This window comes from Neisseria sp. 27098_8_158, from assembly GCF_041433145.1.
GTDB classification, from domain to species: domain Bacteria; phylum Pseudomonadota; class Gammaproteobacteria; order Burkholderiales; family Neisseriaceae; genus Neisseria; species Neisseria subflava_E.
Genome location: NZ_JAPWAZ010000002.1, coordinates 271,091 through 295,869, shown reverse-complemented (window position 1 = coordinate 295,869; position 24,779 = coordinate 271,091). Strand labels below are relative to the sequence as shown.

Here is a 24,779-nt window from a genome sequence, read left to right as displayed (position 1 = left end):
TATGCTTGAAATTAATCTTGATACTTCATCATTAGATCGCGGCTTGAGCCAGCTTCTACAAAACGTAAGCCATCCGCGCAAAATGATGAAAGCCATCGCGACCGAAATGACTTCATTAACCGAAGAAAACTTCGAAAGCGAAAGTTTCGGTGGCAACAGATGGAAACAAAGCCAACGCGCAGCTCAAGGCGGGCAGACTCTGCAACTGACCGGCCAACTTGCAGCCAGCATCTCCACACAAGTAGGCAACGACTTTGCACGTATCGGAAGCAACAAACCATATGCGGCAATCCACCACTTGGGTGGCTCCGCAGGCAGAAACCATAGCGTCCAACTTCCAGCCCGACCCTATCTACCAATCAACGGCAGTGGTCAACTTCAAAACGGAGCAGATAAACGCATCCTTGACATTGCAATCGAGTCACTCAGTTCAGGCCTGTAAACAAAAAAAAGACGAGCAAATTATACTCGTCTTTTTATTGCACTCTATGAAACTACTTTTCACAAAACCAATCCCACCAAATCCCGCTCTATCCAAAATAATCCCAATTATCTCAGAGACTCTATATATTTATCTCATTGGGTTTCAGCCTTTTTAATGGTACAAACCTTATTTATTCAACAGACAAATACTTTCTCTAAAATCATTTGCTGATCACGCCAAAGTACATTTCTTCACATCCCTACCCTCGTGCGCCATTACTGCTTCTATCCAATCGGCGATATTTTGCCAATAATATTGCGGCTTTTCAGACGACCTATCAGTCTGCATCACTTCATCATTCAACACAACGGGAACACCCTGCTCTGCACCGGCTTCAAGCACAATCCAAATACTGCCTTCATGGGTATCGGCATGTGCTGCTTGATGTTCATATGCCCAGCCAACCGCAGCCTGTCCGCCATTTTGCACAGATTGCATCGCCAGCAACAATGGATGAAAGCAGGTATCCATATTGTTGTCGACAGCTACGACCAAAGTTGCACCATGCGTTCCTAACGCTTGAGCAGCATGAAAAACGGGAGCGTTGTGCAGGTTGGCAATAAAGTCAAACGGCATCGCAGCGTGATGGTTCAGTACATTGTCTGCCATTTTTTCAAACACGGATGGCGAAGAAAACAGCGTACCGAGAAAAACGGTGCAATCAGGGCAAATTTTGCTTTGTTCCTTCAGTTGCCCTGCACCAAGCGCGGCAATCAAACTCAAGCGGCTGAGGCGGCGGGTATCTATACCGTTTTGCTGCTTTAAGGTTTGTTTGAGAATTTTACCACCGGTGCCAGCGTCCGTATCAAAACGCACGGCGGCGGTAATGCGGATATTAGGATTTACGGTTGCCATTTCCATACCAAAGATGTGTTGCTGCCGCCAAAACCAAACTGATTGGCCAAACAGAAAAAACCGCCTTTTTGTGAAGCTGCGCACTCGGAAAAACGAATTTCCCGCCCCTGATAATCGCTGTTTCCACCTTGTTTTAAAGCGGATAAAAGCAGGGCTGTTTCAAGGGCTGCCGTTGCGCCAAGCGTGTGTCCGATTTGCGGCTTAAACGCCATCAGAGGCGGCAGTGCACCGAATATATTTTCCAGTGCGGCCAATTCAGCGGCATCGCTGTCAGCCGTGCCGATGCCGTGTGTTTTAACGGCTGCAATGCTTTCAGGAGCGATGCCTGCAATATCTAACGCACGGCGCATCACCTGCTCTTGCGCTTGGCCATCGCTTTGAATCAGGTCATTGCCTGTATTGGCAGCGTGTCCGATAAGTTTCAGACGGCCTGAAGAAGATTCGGGAGCAACGGAAGATAAGGCAAGTGCGGCAACACCTTCGCCTAAAATCAAACCGTTTCCGCCAAAAGGCTGATAGTGTTCTGCCAGCAAACCCAAACTGTGAAAATGCAGCAAAGTCAGTCGGTTGAGGTTTTCAATCCCAAGCACAAAGGCACGCTCCGCCTCGCCGCGCAAGCAGTTATCCGCCTGAATGAGCGCATGGGCGGATGAAGTGCAGGCAGTAGCGAAACTGAAAATCTGCCGATTGCCGCTGCGCCGGCGCAAATCTTCGGCGAGATAAAGCAGATTGTGTTCTTCTTCCGCCCTATTGCCCACAAAATGGCAGTTTTCATATTCGGAGATGGAATAGGAACTAGACCCGATAAACACCGGCGCATCATGCCAACTTTCAGATGGCCAGCCTGCATTTTCGGCAGCTAGGCGCAAATGTTGTTCAGCAATATCCGCAAGTTTCTTCCGCCCCAAGTGGTTGCCGGCGAATGCACGGAAATAAGCAGCCTGCTGCGGCTGGTTTAAAAACGTATAAGACACCGCATCAGGCCGTCTGAAATCCGTTTGCGGATTCAAGGCAGACGTGGCCGCCGTACCGCAAACCCAACTCACGCGCCATGCTCCGCGCGGATAAACGCCGCCAAATCGCGTACGCACATCATATGTTTGCGCACCATACGGTCGCCCTGCAGGCGCACTTGAAAATACTGTTGCAAGGCAACGCTGATTTGCAGTGCATCAAGCGAATCCAAACCGACCGGACTGTCATCGCCAAACAAAAGCGCATCGTCGGTGAAATCATCCATATCCACATCGTCGGCCTTATCGGCCTCTTGCACGATTAACTTTTTCAATTCCGCTTCCAGCTCGTGCTCGGCCAGCGTAAAGGTGTAAGACATTTTTTAAACTCCCATTTTTATCTCATGAAGCAACAGCTTGTTTGAGCGAAACTTGTTACACTCGTTTTAGCGAAACTCGCTACGCTCGTTTTCAGACGGCCCGAACTTTATGCAAAATCGCCCCAAAGCGTCTGCATGGCGGCAATGGCCGCAAGTGAGGCGGTTTCGGTACGCAACACCCGTTTGCCGAGCGTAACGGATTGAAAACCAGCATCAAATGCCTGCTGCTCTTCCTTCTCCGTCCAGCCGCCCTCCGGGCCGACCATAAACACGACTTTGCCGAATTGCGGCTGAACATCGCTCAGTTTTTGTGCGCGGTTTAAGCTCATTAACAGTTTGGCCGTTTCCTGCGGCAACTGTTGCAATGCCTGGGCATAAGTCGACAGCGGCAAAACCTTCGGCACAATATTGCGGCCGCTTTGTTCACACGCCGAAACAACAATTTCCTGCCAACGCGCCACCCGCTTTTCAGCGCGTTCGCCGCTCAAGCGGACAACACAGCGTTCACTGATGACCGGACGAATTTCTGCCACGCCCAATTCCACGCTTTTCTGCAAAGTGAAATCCATGCGCTCGGCGGCGGATACCGCCTGTACCAACGTAATGTTCAGCGGCGATTCGTTGTCCGTTGCCTCTTCACGCAAAATCCGCATGCTGGCGCGGCGTTTTTCCAAAACTTCGGGCAAAGCCGGATATGACTTGCCATTGCCGTTGAACAACACGATTTCTTCCGTATTTTTCACGCGCAATACATTCAGATGGCGCACCACATTATCGGGTAATTCGACCACGCTGTCGGGGCTTAAGGCAAAATCAACATAAAATCGGGGCATGGTTTCCTGCTTTATTCATGTATATAATTTAATGTATATAATTTAAATTTAAAATTTCATGAATGAAGTTGAAACACGGCGACATACTCCTGCCTGATTTCGATTGCATCCACTATAATTTGAAAACTTCCCGAATTTTAATCCACTGTCACGCAAAACTGCAAAAAACAAGGATACGCCGTGCTATACCGTTTACAGAAAGTCGTCCGCCACATCGCCCAAACCGAAGTCATGCCGCGTTTTCTGAACACGCCGTCACGACGCAAGGAAGACGGCTCGGTTTTGAGTGAAGCAGATTTGGCCGCACAAACCGCTTTTGCCGCCGCCCTGCCCTTATTGGAGGATTGTCCGATGTTGGGCGAGGAGATGAGCGTTCAGGAGCAAACCCGTTTGTGGAACGAACATTCAGACGGCCTGTGGATTGTCGACCCTATCGATGGCACAAACAACTTCGTCAACGGTTTGCCGCATTTTGCCGTATCCGTCGCGCTGGTTAAAAACGGCCACGCCGAATTGGGCGTGATTTACAATCCAGTCAGCGGCGAATGTTTCTATGCCGAACGCGGCAAAGGCGCATTCCTCAACGGCACGCCGCTGCCGCTGCGCTCCGAAAACAAAAAACTCAACGAATCCATTGCCGGCGTAGAAATCAAATACCTGCGTTCGGGCAAACTCGCCAGCCGCATGAATACCCTTGCCCCATTCGGCACAATCCGCAGCATGGGCAGCAGCACGCTCGATTGGTGCTACCTCGCCAGCGGCCGCTACGATATTTACATCCATGGCGGACAAAAGCTGTGGGACTACGCTGCCGGCGCATTGATTTTTGAAGAAGCCGGCGGCTGCCTGACCACACTGGAAGGCGACGATTTTTGGAGCGGCGAACATGTATTCAAGCGTTCCGTCATTGCCGCATTGCAACCCGAGCTGTTTCAGCAATGGGTAAAATGGATTCGAGAAAATCAGTAAAAATACCGTTTATCTTCAAAAAATCACGATTATCTTGCAACTTATTGAAATTATTTCACTTCTTAACAGCATTTAATACTAAAAACGGTAGAATATCAATCGCTGACACAACACCGCTCTTTCATCCCTTTTGGGCGGTGCAGCAAGTAAGACGTTTTCCCGCAATGTATTGGCCATTCATACTTCTCCCTTAGTATGAATGGTTTTTTTTATCTGCAAAAACAGCTCAGGCCGTCTGAACGTTCAGACGGCCTGTTTACACTACTATTTGAAAAACTGTCCGCAACACGCCTTAAACTTTTTGCCCGAGCCACACAAACAAGGCTGTTTCATCGTCGGCAAAGCAACGGTCGGATCAATAAAGTACCAACGCCCATCTATTTTCACAAACGCCGACAATTCATGATGGCACTCAGTTTGCCCGTTCTCTTCAAAATACGCCTCAAACTCAACCAAAGCATGCAGCTTGCCAAACGGCACATGACGGATAACCTTCAATCCCGACCACTGCGTCTGCTTACTCCATGCCGCCAAATCCTGCTTGCCCAACAAATTCTGCTGCGCAGGGACAGTCGTGTCCAAGATATAGTCGATTTCCTGCAAAACATACGCGCTGTAACGCGAACGCATCAATTCTTCCGCCGTTGAAGCCGTCGCCTCACTCGCATGAAACGGTGCGCAACATTCCGTATAACCGCGCCCCGACTGACAGGGGCAAAGTGTAGCCGTCATTCCTAATTACCCGAATAAATCCATTTCAAAATTATAACGCAAACCCGACTCAGGCCGTCTGAAAATGGGCGTAGCGCGTTTCACTAAAACGAGTGTAACGAGTTTACCAAAACGAGCGTGGAAAGGTTCACTAAAATAAGCAAAACGGGTTTCGCCAAAATAAACGCAACAATCTGATATAATGCACCTTTTCGATTTTGACTATCCATGATGACCATTCCCATCCAAAGCATCAGCCGCCTGTTGCCGCAAACCCAATGCCGTGAGTGCGGCTATGAAGGCTGCTTACCCTATGCGCGCGCCCTGTCGGCAGGAGAAGCGCCGGTAAACCTGTGCGCGCCGGGTGGGGAAACCGTCATGAAAGACATTGCCAACCTGTTGGGCAAGCCATACCTCGCTCCGGCAAAAACACAAATCAAAGCCGTAGCCCTGATTGACGAAGCCGTCTGCATCGGCTGTACCGCCTGCATCCGCGCCTGCCCTGTCGATGCCATTATGGGCGCGTCCAAACTGATGCACACCGTCATCAGCGACGAATGCACCGGCTGCGGCTTGTGCGTTACCCCCTGCCCCGTCGACTGCATCGACATGGTTCCCGTATCGCAGCCCTTCCTGCCGTCCGCACGCCGTTTCAGCACCTCTGCCGAACCGCGCTTTGCCGCCGCCGAACACGCACAAAGCCGTTTCGAACGCCATACCGCGCGCAAACAGCGCGACGATGCCGAACGCAAAGCCCTGCTGGCGCAACGCGAAGCCGCCGTCAAAGCCAAACAGGCCGCACAGGCACAAACCCAAACAGCCGCACCAAGCGCCGCATTCAACCCCATGGATTTGATTGCCAAAGCCATGGCAAAAGCGCAATCACAACAGGATAAACTCGTCTCCTCCGACAACCGCGAAGACTTCAAAGCGCGACAAATCGAAGAAGCTAAAGAACGCGCCGAACTGCGCCGCGCCCAACGTGATGCCAAATACGGCAACGAAGCCGAAAAAGCCGCCGCCATCGAATTTCTGCGCCGTCACAAAGCCGAGCAGGAAGCGGCCAAAGAAGCCCGCTGATTTCCAAAACAACAAACCATTCCGACCGCATCAGGCCATCTGAAAACATTGCACGAAAACCAATAACTTTATGACCACACAAGAATTTCCACACCAGCATACCGCCCATTGCGAAAGCGGTGTGATGTCCACCCTGCTCAAATACCATGGCCACAATTTAGATGAAGCCATGATTTTCGGCATTGCCCATGCGCTGACATTTGTCTGGATGCCGCTGATCAAATTAAACGGCATGCCGCTGGTTTCTTACCGTACCGCGCCGCGCAGCATCATCAAAAACACCTGCAAGGCATTGGGGCTGAAATTGTCTGTCCGCAAATTTTCCGACGCACAAAGAGGACAAGCCGCATTGGATGCCGCGCTATCCTCAGGCAAACTGGCCGGTTTGCAAACCTCCGTCTTTTGGCTGCCCTACTTCCCGCCGCAAATGCGCTTCCATTTCAACGCACACAATCTTTTAGTGTACGGCAAAGACGGCAACGACTACCTCATCAGTGACCCCGTATTTGAAACCGTGCAACGCTGCGCCGCCGAAGATTTGCAGCGTGCGCGCTTCGCCAAAGGTGTATTGGCGGCAAAAGGCATGATGTACACCTTGGAAGATAACAGGCCGTCTGAAAAAATCATGGCAGACTTACCCGCCATTATCCGCAAAGCCATACGCAAAAACGCCAAACATATGCTCGCGCCGGTCTTTTTCATCGGCGTAAAAGGCATCCGCACGCTGGCAAAAAAAATCGAATCCCTGCCTGCCAAACAAAACGACAAATACCAAAAACTGTTTCTTGGCCATTTGGTGCGGATGCAGGAAGAAATCGGTACCGGCGGCGCAGGTTTCCGCTATATCTACGCCTACTTCCTCGAACAAGCCGCTCATATCTGCAACGAACCTGCGTTTCAGACGGCCTCAGAACAAATGACCGCCATCGGCGACCAATGGCGCCAATTCGCAGCAATGTGTGTGAAACAGTGCAAAAAGCCGTCTGAAAATGGTTGCCGCAACATTGCCGAATTTCTGCGCAAAATTGCGGATGATGAAGAAGCGTTATGGCGGGGATTATTGAAATAATCAGGATTTATTCGATCCCGATTAATCTACCGTGAATTATTTTGACATTCAGGCCGTCTAAAAACTAAAAGAAATAAAAAAATGCGTTACTTAGCTTCCCTCTTATTATTGTGTTCCGCCTTAACCCATGCCGCGCCGCAAAACGGCTTTGCCTTGGTTCATGATGCCGACGGACACACCAACTTACGCGAACGCCCCGATTTGAAAGCCAAAGTCTTGGCAAAAATTCCCAACGGCACACCGTTGGAATGTATAGAAGAACTCAGTGAAAACAGGTCGGACTTCTGTTTTGTTCAGCTGCAACAGGCAAACGCCGACGATTCTGGCTTTATCCATTACAGCCGTTTAACATTTCCCGCCTCCGACAAAAACTTCGTCCGCCTGCGCGAACAATCTGGTCATGACGATACACTGACTTTGTCCGGCAACGGTCAAAAGGTACACATCGTAGCCCGCCGCATTCACCCAAAACGCAGTGATTTCTCGGGTATCAGCAAAGACAAATACACCGCGCGATTCTATCAAGGCAAACCTTTCTATGGTACAGACTACGTCATCCCCAAAAGCGTGTTCGCGCTTGAGCGTATCACGCTAAACGGTCAAGCGGTTCCCGCTGCCGAACTGCAAGGACTGTTCTCGCCCGATTTTGCCGCCACCGCACGCGGCAGCAATGTATATCAAGGCTGGAAAGCCTATTACCGCCACAGCGATAAGACGCTTTACCTGTTCGGCAGACAAGGTTCGGACGGTGATCCTTTCGGCGTCTGCTTTATATTTAAGGACAGCAAATTCCAGCGCCGTTATTTATGGGGTGCTGCGATTTAAATATCGCTCGAAAGGCCGTCTGAAACCATGATTCAAATCCAATCCCTCTCCCACCATTATCCCAAAGCCGAAACTGCCGCGCTGGACAATGTGTCGTTCGATATTGCCGACGGCGAATGTTTGGGGCTGCTCGGCCACAACGGTGCGGGGAAAACGACGCTGATGTCGCTTTTGGCCGGCTTGCAGGAAGTACGGCAGGGCGAAATTTTGTTTGACGGCAAGCCGTTGCGCCTGTTAAGCCGCAACGAGCGGCAAAAAATCGGTTTGGTGCCGCAGGATTTCGCGTTTTATCCGCAGCTTTCGGTGTGGGACAACCTGCTGTTTTTCGCCTCACTTTACAAAGTGCGCGACAAAGGCCGTCTGAACACGCTGTTGGAGCAGACCGACCTGACCACCCACAAAAACAAAGCGGCAAAGCATCTTTCGGGCGGGCTTAAACGCCGTCTGAATTTTGCCATCGGCCTGATTAACTCTCCACAACTGGTGTTCCTCGACGAAATCACGGTAGGCATCGACCCGCAGTCGCGCCGCTTTATCCTCGACAGCGTGGCGGATTTGACACGGCAGGGAGTAACCGTGGTTTATACCTCACACTATCTGTCGGAAATTGAGCAGCTTTGCGACAAAATCGCGCTGCTGCAGCACGGCAAGCTGGTGTACCACGGCGGTTTGGACGAGCTTTTAAGTACGCAAACAGGTGTCGTGCTCTTTACCGTCGAACCGCCACTGCCGCCTCAAACGCTGACTGCTTTGGGTGCCAAGCAAGTGGACAGCCGCGGCATGATGGAAACGACGCACGATGCCGCCGCCGTTTACGCCGCCCTGCAACAAAGCGGCGCACAAATCCGCTACTTCCAGCAGGGACACGGTTCGCTGGAAACGTTTTACCTTGATTTCCTGCGCAAAGACAAACCGGCAACAGATAAGCAAAATCCACAATGACGATTTCCTCCCTCCTCAAAGAACTCAAACTGCTCTGCCGCGACCTGCACGGTTTGGCCGTGTTGTTTGTGATGCCCATCGCCTTCATGCTGATTATGTCGTTGGCGCTAAGCCGCGACCAAGATCCGCACACTGACAGCCGTATCGCGCTGGTTGGTGCAACAAACGACAGTATCAATACCGCGCTGGCCGCCGCTCTGGAAAAAGAGCAGATTCATGTTACGCGGACGCCGTCTGAAAAACTGACCGACGCGCAAAACGGCCTACACGACAAGCGTTTTCAACTGGTGCTGCACAACCCGAACCCCGCTTCCGGCAAAATCGCCGACGACAAAGCCCTGCAAATCTATGTACCGCCCGATACCGAGCCTTCATGGCTGGCGGCTGTCAAAGGCGTTTTGCAGCAGCACTACACCGAAACGCGGCTAGACGCCTATTTCGACAACAACGACGGCATCAAAATCGACAACAAAAAACTGCCCCGCTCCATCCGTAAAGACATCCAGAAAAAAGTCGATGAAAAAAACGACGAACAATTCGCCGCCGTGCGCAGCTTTTTAGATAAAAAAATGCTGGAAGAACACTATCTGAGTGCAGGCAGCGGCACGGTGGAAAAACCCAACGCCGTACAACACAGCGTTCCCGCATGGCTGATTTTCGGTATGTTTTTCATCATGATACCGCTGTCGAACGTTATGGCGCTGGAACGCCAGACCAACACCATCACCCGCCTGCGTCTCGCCCGCGCCTCCGCGTCCGGCCTGATTGCCGCCAAACTCGTTCCCTATTTCCTGATTAACCAGCTTCAGTTTGTCGGAATGCTGCTGCTCGGCCGCTACCTATTACCCGAAATCGGCGTACCCGCCCTCATACTCAACGGCAGCCTTGTTCCCTACGCGTTGCTGTCCGCTGCCGTCAGTGCCTCCGCCCTTGGCTACGCGCTATTAATCAGCGTCTGCTCCAAATCCACCGAACACGCCGTCGTCCTCGGCGGCGGCGGCATTATCCTGATGGCGGCAATCGGCGGCATTATGGTGCCTGCACACGTCATGCCCGAAACCATGCAGCAACTTACTTGGATTTCCCCGATGGCTTGGGGCTTGAAGGCTTTTCAGGAATTACTGCTCAACCGCAGCGGCTTGAATGGAATCGGCCAGTATCTGCTCTTATTGTCTGCATTCTCTTTTACCACACTGACTGCTGCCGTATTGATTTATCGGAGGCAGTTGCAGACGCAGGTAAGGTTTTAAACCTAGGTAGAAAACTTATTTCTCAAAACCATTCCTATAAAACTTCAGGCCGTCTGAAAGATATTTTCAGACGGCCTGAAGCTTGATGCGCTATGGATTGTTTCAATAACAAAATATTTTCAACAAATCCTAAAATCCAAACGTAAAAAAACCTGCTTTTTTTCAAAGCAGGTTTTTATATTTGGTGGGTCGTGAGCGATTCGAACGCTCGACCAACGGATTAAAAGTCCGCTGCTCTACCGACTGAGCTAACGACCCGATAAGCTGTGCATTATAGAGACAGGTCACACAGCTGTCAACACCTTTTTTAAACTTTTTTATTCGACGACGATTTTTGGGAAGCGGCTGCTGAAGTCTTTGCCTTTATCGGCAATGGCCAGAGCGATTTGGAAGGCGGCTTCGGTGTAGATGTCGGCGATGGTTTGGTTGTTTTCAAACAAGGCTAAAGATGTGCCGCTGTCCATGGCTTCGCGTACAGGCAGGCTCAAGGGAAGTTGGCCGAGCAACGGTACATTCAAACGCTCTGCCAAGTTTTTGCCGCCTTCTGCGCCGAAGATTGCTTCGGCATGGCCGCAGTTGGTGCAAATATGGACAGACATGTTTTCCAAAACGCCCAAAATCGGAATATTAACTTTGTTGAACATATCCACGGCTTTGCGTGCATCAATCAGGGCGATGTCTTGCGGCGTGGTGACGACAACGGAGCCGGTCACGGGGATTTTTTGCGACAGGGTCAATTGGATATCGCCGGTACCGGGCGGCAGGTCGATGAAGAGATAATCGACATTGTCCCATTCGCTTTGGAACATAAGCTGTTGCAAGGCTTGGCTGACCATCGGGCCGCGCCAAACGACGGCTTGGTCGGTATCGACCAGGAAACCGATGGACATCACTTGAATGCCGCTTTCGGCTTCAACGGGAATGAGTTTTTTGTTTTGTTGATCGGGTTTGCGGTCTTGTACGCCGAGCATGGTGGGCTGGCTTGGACCGTACAGGTCGGCATCGAGTACGCCGACGCGCGCGCCCATTCTGGCCATTGCGGTGGCAAGGTTGGCAGTGGTCGTTGATTTGCCGACGCCGCCTTTGCCCGATGCAACGGCGATGATGTTTTTCACGCCTTTGATGGTTGCTACGCCGGGTTGGACTTTATGCGTACCGATTTCGGTATCGATACTCAAGTGAATGTGGGTATCGCCGGTATGTGAAATGACGGCTTCTTGAACGGCGTTGGCAATGTCTGCGGCAATATGGGCAACCGGGAACGCGAATTTCAGACCGATATGCAGGCCGTCTGAACGCTCTTCCAGAAGCGAAACGGCTTTTTCGCTGCCCAAAGTGCGTATTGTGGTGGGAATCAACACGGCATCGAGTGCGGTTCGGATGGCTGGAATATTCATAATCTGCCTCTTGAATGTGGGAAATTGTTTGATGTGCGCGATTTGCCTGCCTGACAAATCTGCTGAATTATACCCTTGAACGCCATGTAAGGGATACGCCCGAAAAACTTCAGGCTGCCTGAATCATCGGGCAGCCTGAAAAGAGGGGCAACTGAAACGCGGCCTTATTCGCTCAAGAGCGCAATGTCGGCAACTGCGTTCATTTGTTCTGCCAAGCGGTTCAGCAGGTTCAGGCGGTTTTGTTTCACGGCGGCATCTTCGGCCATCACCATCACGCCGTCGAAGAAGGCATCGACTTGCGGTTTGACGGAAGCCAGTTCGGACAAAGCAGTTTGGAAATTGCCTTCGGCAACGGCAGCAGAGATTTTCGGCTGCAAACCTTGCGCGGCGGCATACAGGGCTTTTTCTTCGTCTTGTTGCAGCAGGCTTTCGTTAACCGCGCCCAACTCGGCATCGGCTTTTTTCAGCAGGTTTTGCACGCGTTTGTTGGCTGCGGCGAGCGCGGCGGCTTCGGGAAGCTGTTTGAACGCGGCAACGGCTTGCAGTTTGGCGGTCAAATCGTCCAAACGGCGCGGCTGTTTGGCGAGTACGGCGGCAACGATGTCTTGCGGATAATCGTTTTGCAGCAACACGGCCAAACGCGCCTGCATGAAGTCGGCGGTTTCAGACGGCGTTTTCTCGTTGAGCAAACCTTTGGGGAAGCTGTCGAAGGCCGTCTGAATCAGTTCGTTTACATCCAAACCGTACTGCATCAGCATACGCAAAATACCCAAGGCGGCGCGGCGCAGGGCGTATGGGTCTTTGTCGCCGGTCGGAATCAGGCCGATACCCCAAATGCCGACCAAGGTTTCCAATTTGTCGGCCAAAGCAACGGCGGTTGCCACTTTGCCGTTCGGCAGGTTGTCGCCGGCAAAACGCGGTTGGTAGTGTTGCTCGATGGCTTCGGCGATTTCTTCGGTTTCGCCGTCCAAGCGGGCATAGTATTTGCCCATAGTGCCTTGCAATTCGGGGAACTCGCCGACCATTTCGGTGACCAAGTCGGCTTTGGCCAAACGTGCGGCACGTTCGGCTGCGGCAGCGTCCGCGCCTAAAGCTTTGGCGATGTGGGCGGCGATGCTTTGCAGACGCTCGATGCGCTCGGCTTGCGAACCGATTTTGTTGTGGTAAACCACGCTGGACAATTTCGGCAGGCGGCTTTCCAAAGTCGCTTTTTGGTCTTGTTTGTAGAAGAACTCGGCATCAGACAGGCGCGCGCGCAAGACGCGTTCGTTGCCTTGGATGATGTGTGACGGATCTTCGGTTTGCAGATTGGAAACCAGCAGGAAACGGTTCATCAGCTTGCCGTTTTGGTCGAGCAGCGGGAAGTATTTTTGGTTTTGCTGCATGGTCAGGATCAGGCATTCTTGCGGTACGGCGAGGAAGTGTTCTTCAAAACCAGCTTCTAATACCACAGGCCATTCGACCAATGCAGTCACTTCGTCCAACAATGCTTCATCGGCGGCAACGGTCGCGTTCAGACGGCCTGCCTGCTCGTTCAAGGCCGTCTGAATGGCGGCTTTGCGCTCGGCAAACGATGCTTCCACTTTGCCTTGCTCACGCATTTGTGCGGCGTAGCTGTCGGCGTTTTCAATAGCGATTTTGCCGCTGGAGAGGAAGCGGTGACCCAGTGTTTTGTTGCCGCTTTGCAGACCCAAAACGCTGACGTTGACGATGTCGCCGCCGTGCAGCACGATCAGGCTGTGTACCGGGCGCACGAAGGTGAATGTGCTGCTGCCCCAACGCATGACTTTAGGAATCGGCAGTTTTTTCACTGCGGCATTGATGATGTCTTCCAAAAGCTCACCCAGCGGTTTGCCGGTTTGGACGTATTCGTAGGCGTACACGTCTTGCTTGCCGTCGTTGATGACGGTCAAGTCTTCGATTTTCGCACCCGCACCGCGCGCAAAACCTTCCAAAGCCTTAGTCGGCGCACCGTCTTTCATGGCATTGGCCACGGCCGGGCCTTTTTTCACGATTTTTTGGTCGGCTTGAACGGCTTTCACATTTTTGACTTGAACGGCCAAACGGCGCGGAGAAGCGTAGGCAGTGTATTCGGCTGCGCCGTCAATCAGTTGCGCTTTTTCCAAGCCTTCGGCAACGGAAGCAGCAAAATGGTTGCCCAGATTATTGAGGGCTTTTGGCGGGAGTTCTTCAGTGAGAAGTTCGATTAAGAGGGTTTGGGTTGTCATGTGCTTATCGTTAAATAGGAAATTGGTTGGCGTCTGAAAACGGCATCATGCGGTTTTCAGACGCAAGGTTAATTGAATTGACGGCGATTTTATCATTTTCAGACGGCCTGTGGCTGTCTTTCACAAACAATTTGCCTGATTTTCAAGCCACTTCGTCCGCAACGGCTTCAATTCGTAGCGCGGATATACGGCAAACCGCTGGTTTCGTCGTATTCGGGAATGTCGCTTCCGGCAAACAGCGCGCCGGCCAAACGCACGGCCGCACCGGTCACGGCCGGGGAAATCATAAAGCCGTGGCGGAACAGGCCGTTGACTTCAATCAGGCGGCGTTCGCGGTTGAAGCGGATTTCAGGATTGTGGTGGTTTAAAGTCGGGCGCAGGCCGGTGGCCAGTTCCAAAAGGTTTGCCTCGCCAAATGCCGGATGCACGGCGTACAGCGCAGACAAAAGTTCCAAACCGGAACGCACGCTGGCCGGCGCTTGGCTTTCGCTTTCGATTTGGGTCGCACCAATCACAAAAATATGGTTTTCCTTCGGCGCGATATACAAAGGATAGCGCGGATGCAGCAGACGCACGGGGCGGGACAGCTCAATTTCGGGGGCGTAAACGCGCGCCACTTCGCCGCGAACGCCGCGCAAAACGCTTTCAGACGGCCTGTTCCACGCGCTCTTTGCACCATAACCGCGGCAGTCAATGACCCAATCGTATTGCGCTGCCAAATCTTCGACTTCGCGTTCGCACGACCAATGACACGCTACATTCATCGACTCCAAAGCATCGGCCAACGCATTCAATACCTGCCGTCCGTCCAACTGCCCTTCTGTCGGCAGATACAGGCCGTCTGAAAACCGCCCTGCCAGTTGCGGCTCGTTGGCTGCGATTTCATCCGCGTTCCAACGTATGGTTTCATGTTCCGCCACGCCGCCGCGCTTCAAATGACGGGCAAACTCGGCAGAAAGCGGCTTGTCCTGCGTGTGCCAGACAATCAGGCTGCCGTTTTCCTGCATCATCACCGGCGTATTCAGGCGGCCGACAATCGCGCGCCAAAGCGCAATGCTTTGTTTGCCCAAACGGATGACTTCGGGCGTTGCCTCCACCGCTTCGGCAGACGGCGCCAGCATGGCCGCGGCAACATAAGCGGCGGCTTGCGCGCCGTTGCGTTCGCCTTTCTCAAACAACTCGACCGAAATGCCCTGCTCTGCCAGTTGGAACGCCATCAGACGGCCCGACAGACCGCCACCGAGTACCGTAACCTTAGACATCAGTTTCTCCTTGTTTTTAATATATAAATAAGCAGCATATTTTAGAACTTGTTTTGCTATATCACAATATCGACACAAAATGAGAACAGTTTTTGCATACCATGCTCAAACTGAATCAGTAATACGCAAACAAAAAGCTTCCCTCTATACCCGACAGTTACCGCTTCAAGCTGCCAATCAGCTTTTATAAAAATATCTTCCTTACATAAAACCTACTATTTGAAGTGAGTGTGTTGCGACGGCAAATCAAATTATATTGACGCGTTAAATACGCCTGCCTGCTTATCCGAACTTCACTTCTGCCCCGAATACTTCCTGCCATAGTTTTCGCACATTGCCGTAGTGGGTCAGCAACTCGTCCGTTACTTCGGTTTTTTTGGCATCGCGCAGTTTGGTGTTGTGTTGCTGCTGGCGGTAGAAGCGGTAGGCGGTGCGGCTTTGTTCGGCGAGGGTTTTGTCGATGAGGCCGCAGTCGGCGGCGATGTTCAATAGGGCGATGTTGCCGTAGTTATCGAGGAGTTGCGGATACTGGCGGGCATGGGCAAGTATCAGATATTGGACGATAAATTCAACATCGACCACGCCGCCGCGCGCGTATTTGACGTTGCTGTCGGCAGGCGGGTGGATGGGAAACATTTTTTCGCGCATTTCGATGATTTCGCCTGCTAAAACGGTTTGGTCGCGTTCAGCGGTCAGCATCTCAGTACGGATACGATCGAAGGCCGTCTGAACATCAGGCGTACCGCAGATAAAACGGGCGCGGGTGAGGGACTGGTGTTCCCATGTCCATGCGTTTTCACGTTGGTATTTTTCAAAGGCAGCGATGCTGTGGGCGAGGAAACCTGCATCGCCGTTGGGACGCAGGCGCAGGTCGGTTTCGTAGAGGCTGCCTGCGCCGGTAGCGGCGGAAAGCCAGTTGGTTAGGCGGCGGGCGAGGCGGCTGTACACGTCGCCTGCATCGGGATGAGGGTCGTCATAAAGATAGACCAAGTCGAGATCGGAGGAATAGCTGAGCTCTTTACCGCCCAGTCTGCCGTAGCCGATGATGGCAAATTGCGGCGCATCACGGTGTTTTTTGGGCATATCCGCCCACGCGCACGGCAGGGCGGCGGCAAGGATGGTGTCGGCAAGTGCGGAGAGCTGGTCGGAAAGTGATTCTACCGTCCACAATCCGGCAAGGTCTTGAACGGCTAGGCGGAAGACTTGGGCGTGTTGGAAATGGCGCAGTGTGTCCATTTGTGCTTCGGTGTCGCCGCCGCAGGCTTTGAGATCGTTTGAAAGTGAGGCGGCAAGGGCCGGCCAGTCGAACGCGGTATCCAAAAGCTGCGTGCTGATGAGTTCGTCCAGCAAAATCGGATATTTGCTCAGATACGCCGCCACCCATGAGCTTTGGCTCATGATTTGTGCCAGATGAGCCAAGGTTTGCGGATGTTCGTTGAGGAAGGCGAGATAGGCGGAGCGGCGGCTGATGTTTTCGAGAAAGTCAAACAGCCGCATTAATGTGTCGGTCGGGTTGGGTTGCTCGGCCGCCGCCTGTACCAACAGCGGCACAATGGCGTCGAAACGCGGCTGGGCGTGGGCGGAAAGGTGGCGGTATTTATGGCCGTTGCGGATTTGGTCAAGCCGCGTGGCGATGGTTTCGGCATCAAACCCATATTCTTTCAGACGGCCTAGCCGTTCTTCTTCATCGGGTTTTTCCTGCCATGCCCATTGCCATTCGCTGTTGCTTTGCGTTTGCTCTTCGGGTTCACTCAAAATTTCGTTGAACAACTGATTGACTTTGTTCCGATGCACATTGAGGCCGTCTGAAAAAGCAGCATAGCTGTCGAAACCCATGCTTTCGGCGAGCAGTTGTTGCTGTTCGGGCGAGGTGGGCAGAGTTTGGGTTTGCTGGTCGTCCCAGTATTGCAGGCGGTGTTCGACGTCGCGCAGGAATCGGTAGGCGGCCAGCAGGGTTTCGACGTTTTCAGACGGCATGATGCCCAGCTCGGCAAGTTTCTTCAGCGTTTCCTGCGTGCCTTTCAGTTGCAGCGCGCGCATTTGTCCGCCGCGTATCATTTGGAAAATTTGGGCGATAAATTCGACTTCGCGGATGCCGCCCGCGCCGAGTTTGATGTTGTCCGCCATGCCTTTTTTGCTGACTTCGCTGCGGATTTGGCGGTGCAGGTTGCGCATCGCCTCATACGCGCTGTAATCCAGATATTTGCGGAACACAAAGGGGCGCACCAGCGATTTGATGTCGTTCGGATACGGCGTAACCACGCGGCCTTTGCACCACGCATAGCGCTCCCATTCGCGCCCCTGTGTAATCAGATATTGCTCCAGCGCGGTTTCACTCAACACCAGCGCGCCCGAATCGCCGTCCGGCCGCAGCCGCATATCGACGCGGAACACCTGCCCGTCGGCGGTAATGTCGTTCAACAATGCAATCAATTTCTGCCCGACTTTGGTGAAAAACTCCTGATTACCCCGTTCTCGCCTGCCGTCGGTATCGCCCGATTCGGGATAGATGAAAATTAAATCGATATCGGAAGACACGTTCAGCTCATAGCCGCCTGCCTTACCCATCGCCACCACGCTCAAATGTTGCGGCGATTTCGTATAACGCCCGATCGGCGTGCCGTACATGTCCTGATAATAGGCGTATGAAAAGTCCAACGCGGTATTGACGGCAAAATCGGCAAACAGCGTAATCGTGCGGGTTACTTCGTTCAAATCGCTGATGCGGTTTATATCGCGCACGATAATCTGCGACACGACATAGCGGCGCAACTCGCGCAACTGCCGTGCCAATTCCTCCTCGTTTTCTTCCGCGCGGATTTTGTCCCAGTCGGCAAAGGCTTGAAAATCAGCTTCAGTCAACACCTTGTTCAGCATGGGCAGGAAAATTTCGGGCTTGAGTTTGCCGGAATCAAGGTTGCGAGCGAGAAAAAGGGAATAACGGCGGGCAGTATCGAGGCGGTTCATAATCTTTGCCTGAATAAACAGAAAAGACCATCATAGCAAGGTTTCAGGCCGTCTGAAACCCACGCTTTCCCCTATCCGTGCAATCGGCTAAAATACCAACCTTTGCAACCCATCATAAGGAAACCGCCATGACCCGTATGGTTCACTGCGTCAAACTCGGCAAAGAAGCCGAAGGCATGAAATTTCCGCCGCTGCCCAACGAATTGGGCAAACGCATTTTTGAAAACGTTTCCCAAGAAGCATGGACGGCTTGGACCCGTCACCAAACCATGCTGATCAACGAAAACCGCTTAAGCCTTGCCGATCCGCGCGCACGCGAATATCTCGCACAGCAGATGGAACAATACTTCTTCGGCGACGGAGCAGATGCCGTACAAGGCTATGTTCCGCAAGAGCCTAAATAAGCATTGAAAAGCCAAGGCCGTCTGAAACCCGATTTTCAGACGGCCTTTAAAATTCCCGATTGCCCCGCATATTAGGCAAATAGAACAGATAAATCATACAAACCCATGATTCTCTGTTAGAATCCAAATTTCATTCATTCTCAATCTATATTGGAGCAAACGCCATGCAAAACGACGTTTACGACTATACCTCGCAAGGCTCGGTTGCCAAAAATACCGTCCTGCAAAGAACCTACCGCCTGCTCGGCCTGTCTTTCATTCCTGCCGTTGCCGGCGCATTCTTTTCCGCCAAAACAGGCTTTAACATTTTCTCCATGTTCGGTTCATCTTGGATTGCCCTGGCTGCCTTCTTCGGCTTCTTCTACGGCATGACCTTCCTGATCGAGAAAAACCGTTACAGCAACGTCGGCGTAGCCCTGTTGATGATCTTCACTTTCGGCATGGGCCTTGCCATCAGCCCTATGTTGCAATACGCCCTGGCGATTAACAACGGCGCGCAAATCGTCGGTACGGCCGCCGCCATGACCGCCGGTGTATTCTTCACCATGTCCGCCATGGCACGCCGCACCACAATGAACATGAACAAACTCGGCAGCTTCCTCGGTGCCGGTGCGATCGTGCTCATGATTGCCGTTGTGGCCAACATCTTCCTCAACATCCCTACCCTAAGCCTGACCATCGCGGCCGGCTTCGTTGTCTTCAGCTCCCTGATGATTATGTGGCAGGTGCGTGCCGTTATCGACGGCGGTGAAGACAGCCACATCAGCGCGGCGCTGACCATCTTCATCTCCATCTACAACATTTTCAGCAGCCTCTTGAGAATCCTCATCTCTATTAGCGGTGACGACTGATAAAGCCACAAAGGCCGTCTGAAATTTCAGACGGCCTTTTTGATTTTTGACATCACCGGCAAACTCCCCTATCCTGAACGTACACAAACCCCATTCCCAACTCAAAATGACCACGACCACTCCGCGCCGTGCCGTGTACGCAGGCAGCTTCGACCCTCCTACCCTCGGCCACCTGTGGATGATACAGGAAGCCCAATCCCTCTTTGACGAACTCATCGTCGCCATCGGCACCAACCCCGAAAAGCGCAACACCTACACCATAGAAGAACGCCGCGCCATGCTCGATGCCATTACCCACCCCTTCCCCAACGTCCGCATCAGCGTGTTTGAAAACCGCTTTTTGGTCGATTATGCCCGCGAAGCCAAAGCCAATTTTATCGTCCGCGGCATCCGTTCCGCCGCCGACTACGAATACGAACGCTCGATGCGCTACATCAACAGCGACATCGCCCCCGAAATCTCCACCGTCTTCCTGATGCCGCCGCGCGAAATAGCCGAAGTATCCTCCACCATGGTCAAAGGCCTGGTCGGCCCACAAGGCTGGCGCGACATGATAGGCCGCTACCTCCCCGACCCCGTCTATCAAAAAATCCTGCAAGACCACGAAACAAACACATAAAACAAAGGCCGTCCGAACATTTCAGACGGCCTTCCAATTTTCATTGATTATTTACGGGCAGACGTCAACGCCTGCAGGTTTTGATTCAACGTTTCCATGTCCAACCAACCGGCGGCAATAAACAGCATCAAAATCACCGTACCCACGCACAGCACGCCGATACCATACAACACATAGCCCACCAAAACACGGCCTACCGTTGCATTCCCCATCCACATCAAACCGCGTACCTGCACCACAAACACCCAAGCCTGCCACAACAGCGCAAACGCAGCCAACGCCGGCACATACAACACCAGCAACAGCGGCAAGAGCAAAGCCTCAGACACCAAAATAAAGCCCCACAAAGGCAGCCGGGGCGCACCGTAATAATGCAGCACCTTGCGCATCGAGCGGCTCAACACCAACCATTTCACCATCACCAAAATCACCGACAGGCACACCGCCGCCGCACCGCTGCCAAACAAAGGCGACATGTTGGCCGCGTTCACCACACCCAACAGCAGCAACACCGCCGCCATCACCAAAGGCGAATACAAATACGTCTCCGGCGAACGATAGCGCAAACGCAAAACATCCCACATATCACGAACAAACACATACAGCATGGCATAAATCCAAAGCAAAAAAGCCGATTGTATCTTAGGCCGTCTGAAAATCAAACCGGCAAACCTAAAAACCGCCAATTACAACGAAAAATAATTCAATACAAAACAAAATCTTAATTTACCGCCTCAAAAATAAAGCCTACAAACGCTTGCACAAGGCAACGAAATTTGGTTTAATTCACATCTCGCAACGAAACACGCGAAGGCCAGATAGCTCAGTTGGTAGAGCAACGGATTGAAAATCCGTGTGTCGGCGGTTCGATTCCGCCTCTGGCCACCACCAACCGCCTTGAAGCGGTTATTTTTTTATCTATACGATTTGCACGCCATACTTAGCGCAAATCACGTCCCAGACCATGCGTCCCGATTTCCACACAAGGCCGTCTGAAAAATTTCAGACGGCCGTTGTTCATGTTGGCATGGCATAAAAATCCGCTTTACCGCCCCATTCCGACAGAATACGGCGCTTCCATCCAAATCGGCTGAAACCTTCGCGAACATACTGAATATGAATAAAGTTCAAGGCCGGTCGGTTTACTATATAATACCGTCCAAACCAACCATAACTTACTCATTGCAGGGAAGATAATGAAAAAAGTGCTGATTGTGCATTACTCGCAAACGGGGCAGCTCTCCAGCCTGGCGCGAAATTTTGCCGCGCCGTTGCAAACAACCGGCATACAGGTCGATTGCGTCAATATCGTACCGGAGCAGGCGTTTCCGTTTCCGTGGCCGTTTTGGCGTTTTTTCGATACCTTTCCGGAAACCGTCCATTTAAAACCCGCTCCGATTCTGCCGCCGCACATTCCGTCCGAAAATTACGATGTGGTGGTTATTGCCTACACTGTTTGGTTCCTCTCCCCTTCGCAACCGATGACCGCCTTTTTACAACGCGAAGAAACGCGCCGGCTGCTGGACGGCAAACCGGTCATCACGCTTATCGGCTGCCGCAATATGTGGCTGGGCGCGCAGGAAAAAATGAAATCTTTGCTGAAACAAAACGGCGCCAAACTCATCGGCAACATCGTAAAAATCGATGCCTGCAACAGCGCGGCAAGTTTCATTACCACGCCTGCCTGGATGCTGACCGGCGACAAACGCTATTTCCGCTCCCTGCCCTCCGCCGGCATTGCTGAAGAAGAATTGGCGGATACGGCGCGGTTTGGGACGAAATTGCGCGATGCGCTGTTAAACCAACAGCCTTTGGACGAAACCCTGTTTCAAAACATGGGCGCAGTGACAGTGAATGAAAAACTGATTTTCAGCGAACGCGCCGCCGGCCGCAGCTTCTTCGTCTGGGGCAGGCTTTTGATGGCGGCAGGCCGTATTTCTCCACTTTTGCGCCGTGCCTTGCTGTGCTTCTACATCGTCTTTTTATTGGTGATGATTTTGGTGGTTTTGCCTGTCAGCGTGATTTTGAAAAAACTGCTGCATCCGCTGCTCAAAGGCCGTCTGAAAAAGCTGGCAGATTATTATGAGCAACCGTCAGGCAGATAATCTGTTTCAGACGGCCTCAAACCAGGAACCCATCATGCCCGAAGTAATCCACTACCCCGAACGCCGTCGCTTTCAAATCGATATTGACGGTTTGGAAGCAGGCTATATCAGCTATACCGAACACAACGGCGGCTGGGACGTAAACCATACCGAGGTCTCGCCCAACTTCCGTCATCGCGGCATTGCCAAACTGCTGGTAGACGCGCTGATGGAATATGCCGAAACACACCATATCCCGTTGACTGCAAGCTGCGACTACGCGGCGCGGTTTATCGGTTGATTATTTTGACAAACACATCATGACATCGAATAACACACTCAAAGACGTTTATCTCAACCGCGTTTCTGCCTTCTTGCCCAACGCCCCCGTCGGCAACGACGAAATGGAAGCCGTCCTCGGCATGGCAGGCGATGTGCCTTCACGCGTGCGCCGCATGATTTTGCGTTCCAACGGCATTTTGTCGCGCCATTACGCCATCAATCCCGAAAGCCGCCGCACGACGCACACCAATGCCGAGTTGGCCGCCGAAGCGGTCAACGGCCTGTTTGCCCAAGGCGTTCCAGCAGAAGCCGTCGGCAGCCTGGCCTGCGCCACTTCCTATCCCGACCAAACCATGCCCGGACACGGCGTAATGGTGCATGGTTTGCTGGATATGCCGCCTTGCGAAGTGTTCAGCATGGCAGGCGTATGCGCGGCAGGGATGGCGGCAATGAAACACGCCTACAATGCCGTGCGTACCGGCGAACACGCACATGCGGTTTCCGTTGCCTCCGAAAACGCCTCGGCGGTCATGCGCGGCGAAGTGTTCCAAAGTGAAACCGACCATAAAAAACTGGAAAACGCCTCTCCCGAAATCGGTTTTGAAAAAGACTTTTTGCGCTGGATGCTGTCTGACGGCGCAGGCGCGGTGTATCTGTCCGACCGCCCCAATTCAGACGGCCTCAGCCTGAAAATCCATTGGATAGACCTGCTTTCCTACGCCAACGAAATGCCGCCCTGCATGTATGCCGGCGCAGAATTCCGCGACGGCGTATTTGAAGGCTGGAAACACACCGATGCCGATTACGGCCGCCGCCACAGCCTGATGGCGGTCAAGCAGGACGTCAAACTGCTAAACGAAAACATCGTCCGCTATACAGTGGAAAAACCTCTCTCCCAAATCGCCGCCAAACACGGCATCCGCGCCGAAGAAATCGATTGGTTCCTGCCCCACTACTCTTCCGGCTTTTTCCGCGACCGCCTTTCAGACGGCCTGAAAAACATCGGCTTCGATATTCCGCAGGAAAAATGGTTTACCAATCTGCACAACAAAGGCAACACGGGTTCGGCCTCGATTTACATCATCCTTGAAGAATTTTTGCGCACTTTCCCCATCGAACACGGCCAAAAAATCCTGTGTTACGTTCCAGAAAGCGGCCGTTTTTCAACATGTTTCATGCTTTTGGAAGCAGTAAAGGCCGTCTGAATGAAGATTGACGACATCCCTCAAGACAACAGCGCCAGCTACCACGGCCACCGCAAAGTCATCTACGGCACCCGCGACGGCCACTACGAAGCAGCCACCAGCAACGGTTGGCAGGACGAATCCTACGCCACCGAAATGGCGGTGTGCGAACTCGATGCCCAAACGCAGGCCGCGCGCGAAGCTGTCGAAAAAGGCGAATATTCGCCGCTGTACTACCATATGTTTCGCTGCCGTTATGATGAAACCGGCTTGTCCATGGCGGCAGGCGTATGGAAATGGCAGCTTCGTCGGCATTTCCGTCCCGAAGTATTCGCCAAACTACCGGCTAAAACCCTGCAAAAATACGCCGATGCCTGCCAAATCAGCATAGACGGCCTCAAACAAACCGATATTTAAAGTCCCTCATGATTACCCTGCATTCGCTCGACCAATCCCGCGCCCTGCGCATTGTTTGGCTGCTTGAAATCCTCGGTACGCCTTACCGCCTGCAAACCTACCGCCGTCATCCCGACACTTTGCTCGCCCCTGACGAACTCAAGGCCATCCATCCCTTGGGCAAATCGCCTTTATTGAATGATGACGGCTTTATCTTGGCGGAAAGCGGCGTGATTACCGACTATCTGATTCAGACCTACGGCAACGGCCGTCTGATGCCCGAACGCGGCAGCCGCGAATACTGGCAATATCAACGCTGGCTGCATTACGCCGAAGGTTCGCTGATGCCGTTATTGCTGCTCGGGCTGGTGTTCCGCCGGATTGAAAGCGCGCCCATGCCGTTTTTCATCAAACCGATTGCCCGCAAAATCAGCGGTAGCGTCAAAAGCAGCTTTATCCATCCGCAAGCCGCGCTGCATCTTTCCCACATCAACAGCGAGTTGGAAAACCGCGAATGGTTGGTCGGCAACAGTCTCAGCGGTGCCGACATCATGATGAGCTATCCGCTGCAAGCCGCGGCCGACCGCTTCGATTTTGCCGACTACCCCAATATCCGCACCTATTTGCAACGCATCGAGGCGCATGAAGCCTACCGCCGCGCCGTTGAAAAAGCAGGTTCGCCTTTATTGAAACTCGACAAATAAAACAAGGCCGTCTGAAATATTTTCAGACGGCCTGAAACCTTGGTTCACTT

25 protein-coding genes and 2 tRNA genes are annotated in these 24,779 nt (G+C 52.6%); 16 read left to right on the top strand and 11 right to left on the bottom strand.

Features of this window, described 5'->3' with window-relative positions; genetic code table 11:
• The first annotated feature begins 1 nt into the window (after position 1).
• The gene (locus O3681_RS06910; protein WP_049322359.1) at positions 2-442 is read left to right on the top strand and encodes a phage virion morphogenesis protein; all 441 of its coding nucleotides are present in this window, start codon (positions 2-4) and stop codon (positions 440-442) included.
• 213 nt (positions 443-655) lie between these two features.
• Here the strand turns inward: O3681_RS06910 and O3681_RS06905 are convergent, their stop codons facing one another.
• From O3681_RS06905 to O3681_RS06890, 4 genes are all read right to left on the bottom strand, one after another.
• Positions 656-1,345 carry a hypothetical protein gene (locus O3681_RS06905; protein ID WP_107723775.1) on the bottom strand — a complete coding sequence of 230 codons (690 nt, stop codon included), beginning with the start codon at positions 1,343-1,345 and terminating at the stop codon, positions 656-658.
• Positions 1,327-2,385: a beta-ketoacyl synthase N-terminal-like domain-containing protein gene (locus O3681_RS06900; protein ID WP_371459713.1), complete on the bottom strand. Its 1,059-nt coding sequence runs from the start codon at positions 2,383-2,385 to the stop codon at positions 1,327-1,329. The genes O3681_RS06905 and O3681_RS06900 overlap by 19 nt, the downstream gene beginning before the upstream one ends.
• Positions 2,382-2,672 (bottom strand): acyl carrier protein, encoded by a 291-nt coding sequence (locus O3681_RS06895; protein WP_003748215.1) that lies wholly within the window; start codon positions 2,670-2,672, stop codon positions 2,382-2,384. Before O3681_RS06895 ends, O3681_RS06900 begins: the two co-directional genes overlap by 4 nt.
• 107 nt (positions 2,673-2,779) lie before the next feature.
• Positions 2,780-3,505 (bottom strand): 16S rRNA (uracil(1498)-N(3))-methyltransferase, encoded by a 726-nt coding sequence (locus O3681_RS06890; protein ID WP_371459594.1) that lies wholly within the window; start codon positions 3,503-3,505, stop codon positions 2,780-2,782.
• A gap of 180 nt (positions 3,506-3,685) precedes the next feature.
• Here O3681_RS06890 and O3681_RS06885 point away from each other — a divergent pair, with 180 nt between their 5' ends.
• Positions 3,686-4,474, top strand: a complete 789-nt coding sequence (locus O3681_RS06885; RefSeq protein ID WP_003684681.1) for an inositol monophosphatase family protein — start codon at positions 3,686-3,688, stop codon at positions 4,472-4,474.
• Between the two features lie 264 nt (positions 4,475-4,738).
• On the opposite strand, the gene O3681_RS06880 is transcribed toward O3681_RS06885, so the two are convergent.
• Positions 4,739-5,206, bottom strand: a complete 468-nt coding sequence (locus O3681_RS06880; protein WP_371459593.1) for a YchJ family protein — start codon at positions 5,204-5,206, stop codon at positions 4,739-4,741.
• 210 nt (positions 5,207-5,416) lie between these two features.
• Between O3681_RS06880 and O3681_RS06875 the strand changes: the two genes are divergently transcribed.
• The 5 genes from O3681_RS06875 (at position 5,417) to O3681_RS06855 (ending at position 10,351) form a co-directional block, all read left to right on the top strand.
• The gene (locus O3681_RS06875; protein ID WP_371459712.1) at positions 5,417-6,265 is read left to right on the top strand and encodes an RnfABCDGE type electron transport complex subunit B; all 849 of its coding nucleotides are present in this window, start codon (positions 5,417-5,419) and stop codon (positions 6,263-6,265) included.
• Positions 6,266-6,335: 70 nt separating this feature from the next.
• Positions 6,336-7,334 (top strand): BtrH N-terminal domain-containing protein, encoded by a 999-nt coding sequence (locus O3681_RS06870; protein WP_070606141.1) that lies wholly within the window; start codon positions 6,336-6,338, stop codon positions 7,332-7,334.
• A gap of 81 nt (positions 7,335-7,415) precedes the next feature.
• Positions 7,416-8,159: an SH3 domain-containing protein gene (locus O3681_RS06865; RefSeq protein WP_107723781.1), complete on the top strand. Its 744-nt coding sequence runs from the start codon at positions 7,416-7,418 to the stop codon at positions 8,157-8,159.
• Between the two features lie 27 nt (positions 8,160-8,186).
• Positions 8,187-9,101 (top strand): ABC transporter ATP-binding protein, encoded by a 915-nt coding sequence (locus O3681_RS06860; protein WP_107723782.1) that lies wholly within the window; start codon positions 8,187-8,189, stop codon positions 9,099-9,101.
• Positions 9,098-10,351 (top strand): ABC transporter permease, encoded by a 1,254-nt coding sequence (locus tag O3681_RS06855; protein WP_371459592.1) that lies wholly within the window; start codon positions 9,098-9,100, stop codon positions 10,349-10,351. The genes O3681_RS06860 and O3681_RS06855 overlap by 4 nt, the downstream gene beginning before the upstream one ends.
• Positions 10,352-10,533: 182 nt before the next feature.
• On the opposite strand, the gene O3681_RS06850 is transcribed toward O3681_RS06855, so the two are convergent.
• The 5 genes from O3681_RS06850 to glnE all read right to left on the bottom strand — a co-directional run bounded on the left by O3681_RS06850 (position 10,534) and on the right by glnE (position 18,205).
• Positions 10,534-10,609 (bottom strand) — tRNA-Lys (locus O3681_RS06850).
• Positions 10,610-10,668: 59 nt separating this feature from the next.
• Complete coding sequence (apbC, locus tag O3681_RS06845) at positions 10,669-11,748, bottom strand: iron-sulfur cluster carrier protein ApbC (protein WP_003748192.1); 1,080 nt, start codon at positions 11,746-11,748, stop codon at positions 10,669-10,671.
• Between the two features lie 164 nt (positions 11,749-11,912).
• Positions 11,913-13,976: a glycine--tRNA ligase subunit beta gene (glyS, locus tag O3681_RS06840; RefSeq protein ID WP_003748191.1), complete on the bottom strand. Its 2,064-nt coding sequence runs from the start codon at positions 13,974-13,976 to the stop codon at positions 11,913-11,915.
• A gap of 167 nt (positions 13,977-14,143) precedes the next feature.
• Complete coding sequence (locus tag O3681_RS06835; RefSeq protein ID WP_371459591.1) at positions 14,144-15,238, bottom strand: FAD-dependent oxidoreductase; 1,095 nt, start codon at positions 15,236-15,238, stop codon at positions 14,144-14,146.
• A 282-nt stretch (positions 15,239-15,520) separates the two neighbouring features.
• Positions 15,521-18,205, bottom strand: coding sequence for a bifunctional [glutamate--ammonia ligase]-adenylyl-L-tyrosine phosphorylase/[glutamate--ammonia-ligase] adenylyltransferase (glnE, locus tag O3681_RS06830; RefSeq protein WP_371459590.1), 2,685 nt, complete (start codon positions 18,203-18,205; stop codon positions 15,521-15,523).
• A gap of 128 nt (positions 18,206-18,333) precedes the next feature.
• Here glnE and O3681_RS06825 point away from each other — a divergent pair, with 128 nt between their 5' ends.
• From O3681_RS06825 to coaD, 3 genes are all read left to right on the top strand, one after another.
• Positions 18,334-18,609 (top strand): oxidative damage protection protein, encoded by a 276-nt coding sequence (locus O3681_RS06825; RefSeq protein ID WP_039861863.1) that lies wholly within the window; start codon positions 18,334-18,336, stop codon positions 18,607-18,609.
• Positions 18,610-18,773: 164 nt separating this feature from the next.
• Complete coding sequence (locus O3681_RS06820; protein WP_371459589.1) at positions 18,774-19,460, top strand: Bax inhibitor-1 family protein; 687 nt, start codon at positions 18,774-18,776, stop codon at positions 19,458-19,460.
• Positions 19,461-19,566: 106 nt separating this feature from the next.
• A complete protein-coding gene (gene coaD, locus O3681_RS06815) occupies positions 19,567-20,079 on the top strand; it encodes a pantetheine-phosphate adenylyltransferase (protein ID WP_371459588.1) in 513 nt (170 codons plus the stop codon).
• 47 nt (positions 20,080-20,126) lie between these two features.
• Here coaD and O3681_RS06810 read toward each other — a convergent pair whose 3' ends face one another.
• Positions 20,127-20,687: a hypothetical protein gene (locus O3681_RS06810; RefSeq protein ID WP_315039560.1), complete on the bottom strand. Its 561-nt coding sequence runs from the start codon at positions 20,685-20,687 to the stop codon at positions 20,127-20,129.
• Positions 20,688-20,891: 204 nt separating this feature from the next.
• On the opposite strand from O3681_RS06810, the gene O3681_RS06805 reads away from it, so the two are divergent.
• The 6 genes from O3681_RS06805 (at position 20,892) to O3681_RS06780 (ending at position 24,729) form a co-directional block, all read left to right on the top strand.
• Positions 20,892-20,967, top strand: a tRNA-Phe gene (locus O3681_RS06805).
• A 308-nt stretch (positions 20,968-21,275) separates the two neighbouring features.
• Positions 21,276-22,184, top strand: a complete 909-nt coding sequence (locus tag O3681_RS06800) for a dialkylrecorsinol condensing enzyme (protein WP_314596119.1) — start codon at positions 21,276-21,278, stop codon at positions 22,182-22,184.
• A gap of 34 nt (positions 22,185-22,218) precedes the next feature.
• Complete coding sequence (locus tag O3681_RS06795; protein ID WP_036493959.1) at positions 22,219-22,464, top strand: GNAT family N-acetyltransferase; 246 nt, start codon at positions 22,219-22,221, stop codon at positions 22,462-22,464.
• Between the two features lie 19 nt (positions 22,465-22,483).
• Positions 22,484-23,650, top strand: coding sequence for a beta-ketoacyl-ACP synthase III (locus tag O3681_RS06790; protein ID WP_371459587.1), 1,167 nt, complete (start codon positions 22,484-22,486; stop codon positions 23,648-23,650).
• The gene (locus tag O3681_RS06785) at positions 23,651-24,046 is read left to right on the top strand and encodes a hypothetical protein (RefSeq protein WP_371459586.1); all 396 of its coding nucleotides are present in this window, start codon (positions 23,651-23,653) and stop codon (positions 24,044-24,046) included.
• Positions 24,047-24,054: 8 nt separating this feature from the next.
• Positions 24,055-24,729, top strand: coding sequence for a glutathione S-transferase family protein (locus tag O3681_RS06780; RefSeq protein ID WP_371459585.1), 675 nt, complete (start codon positions 24,055-24,057; stop codon positions 24,727-24,729).
• The last annotated feature ends 50 nt before the right edge of the window (positions 24,730-24,779 follow it).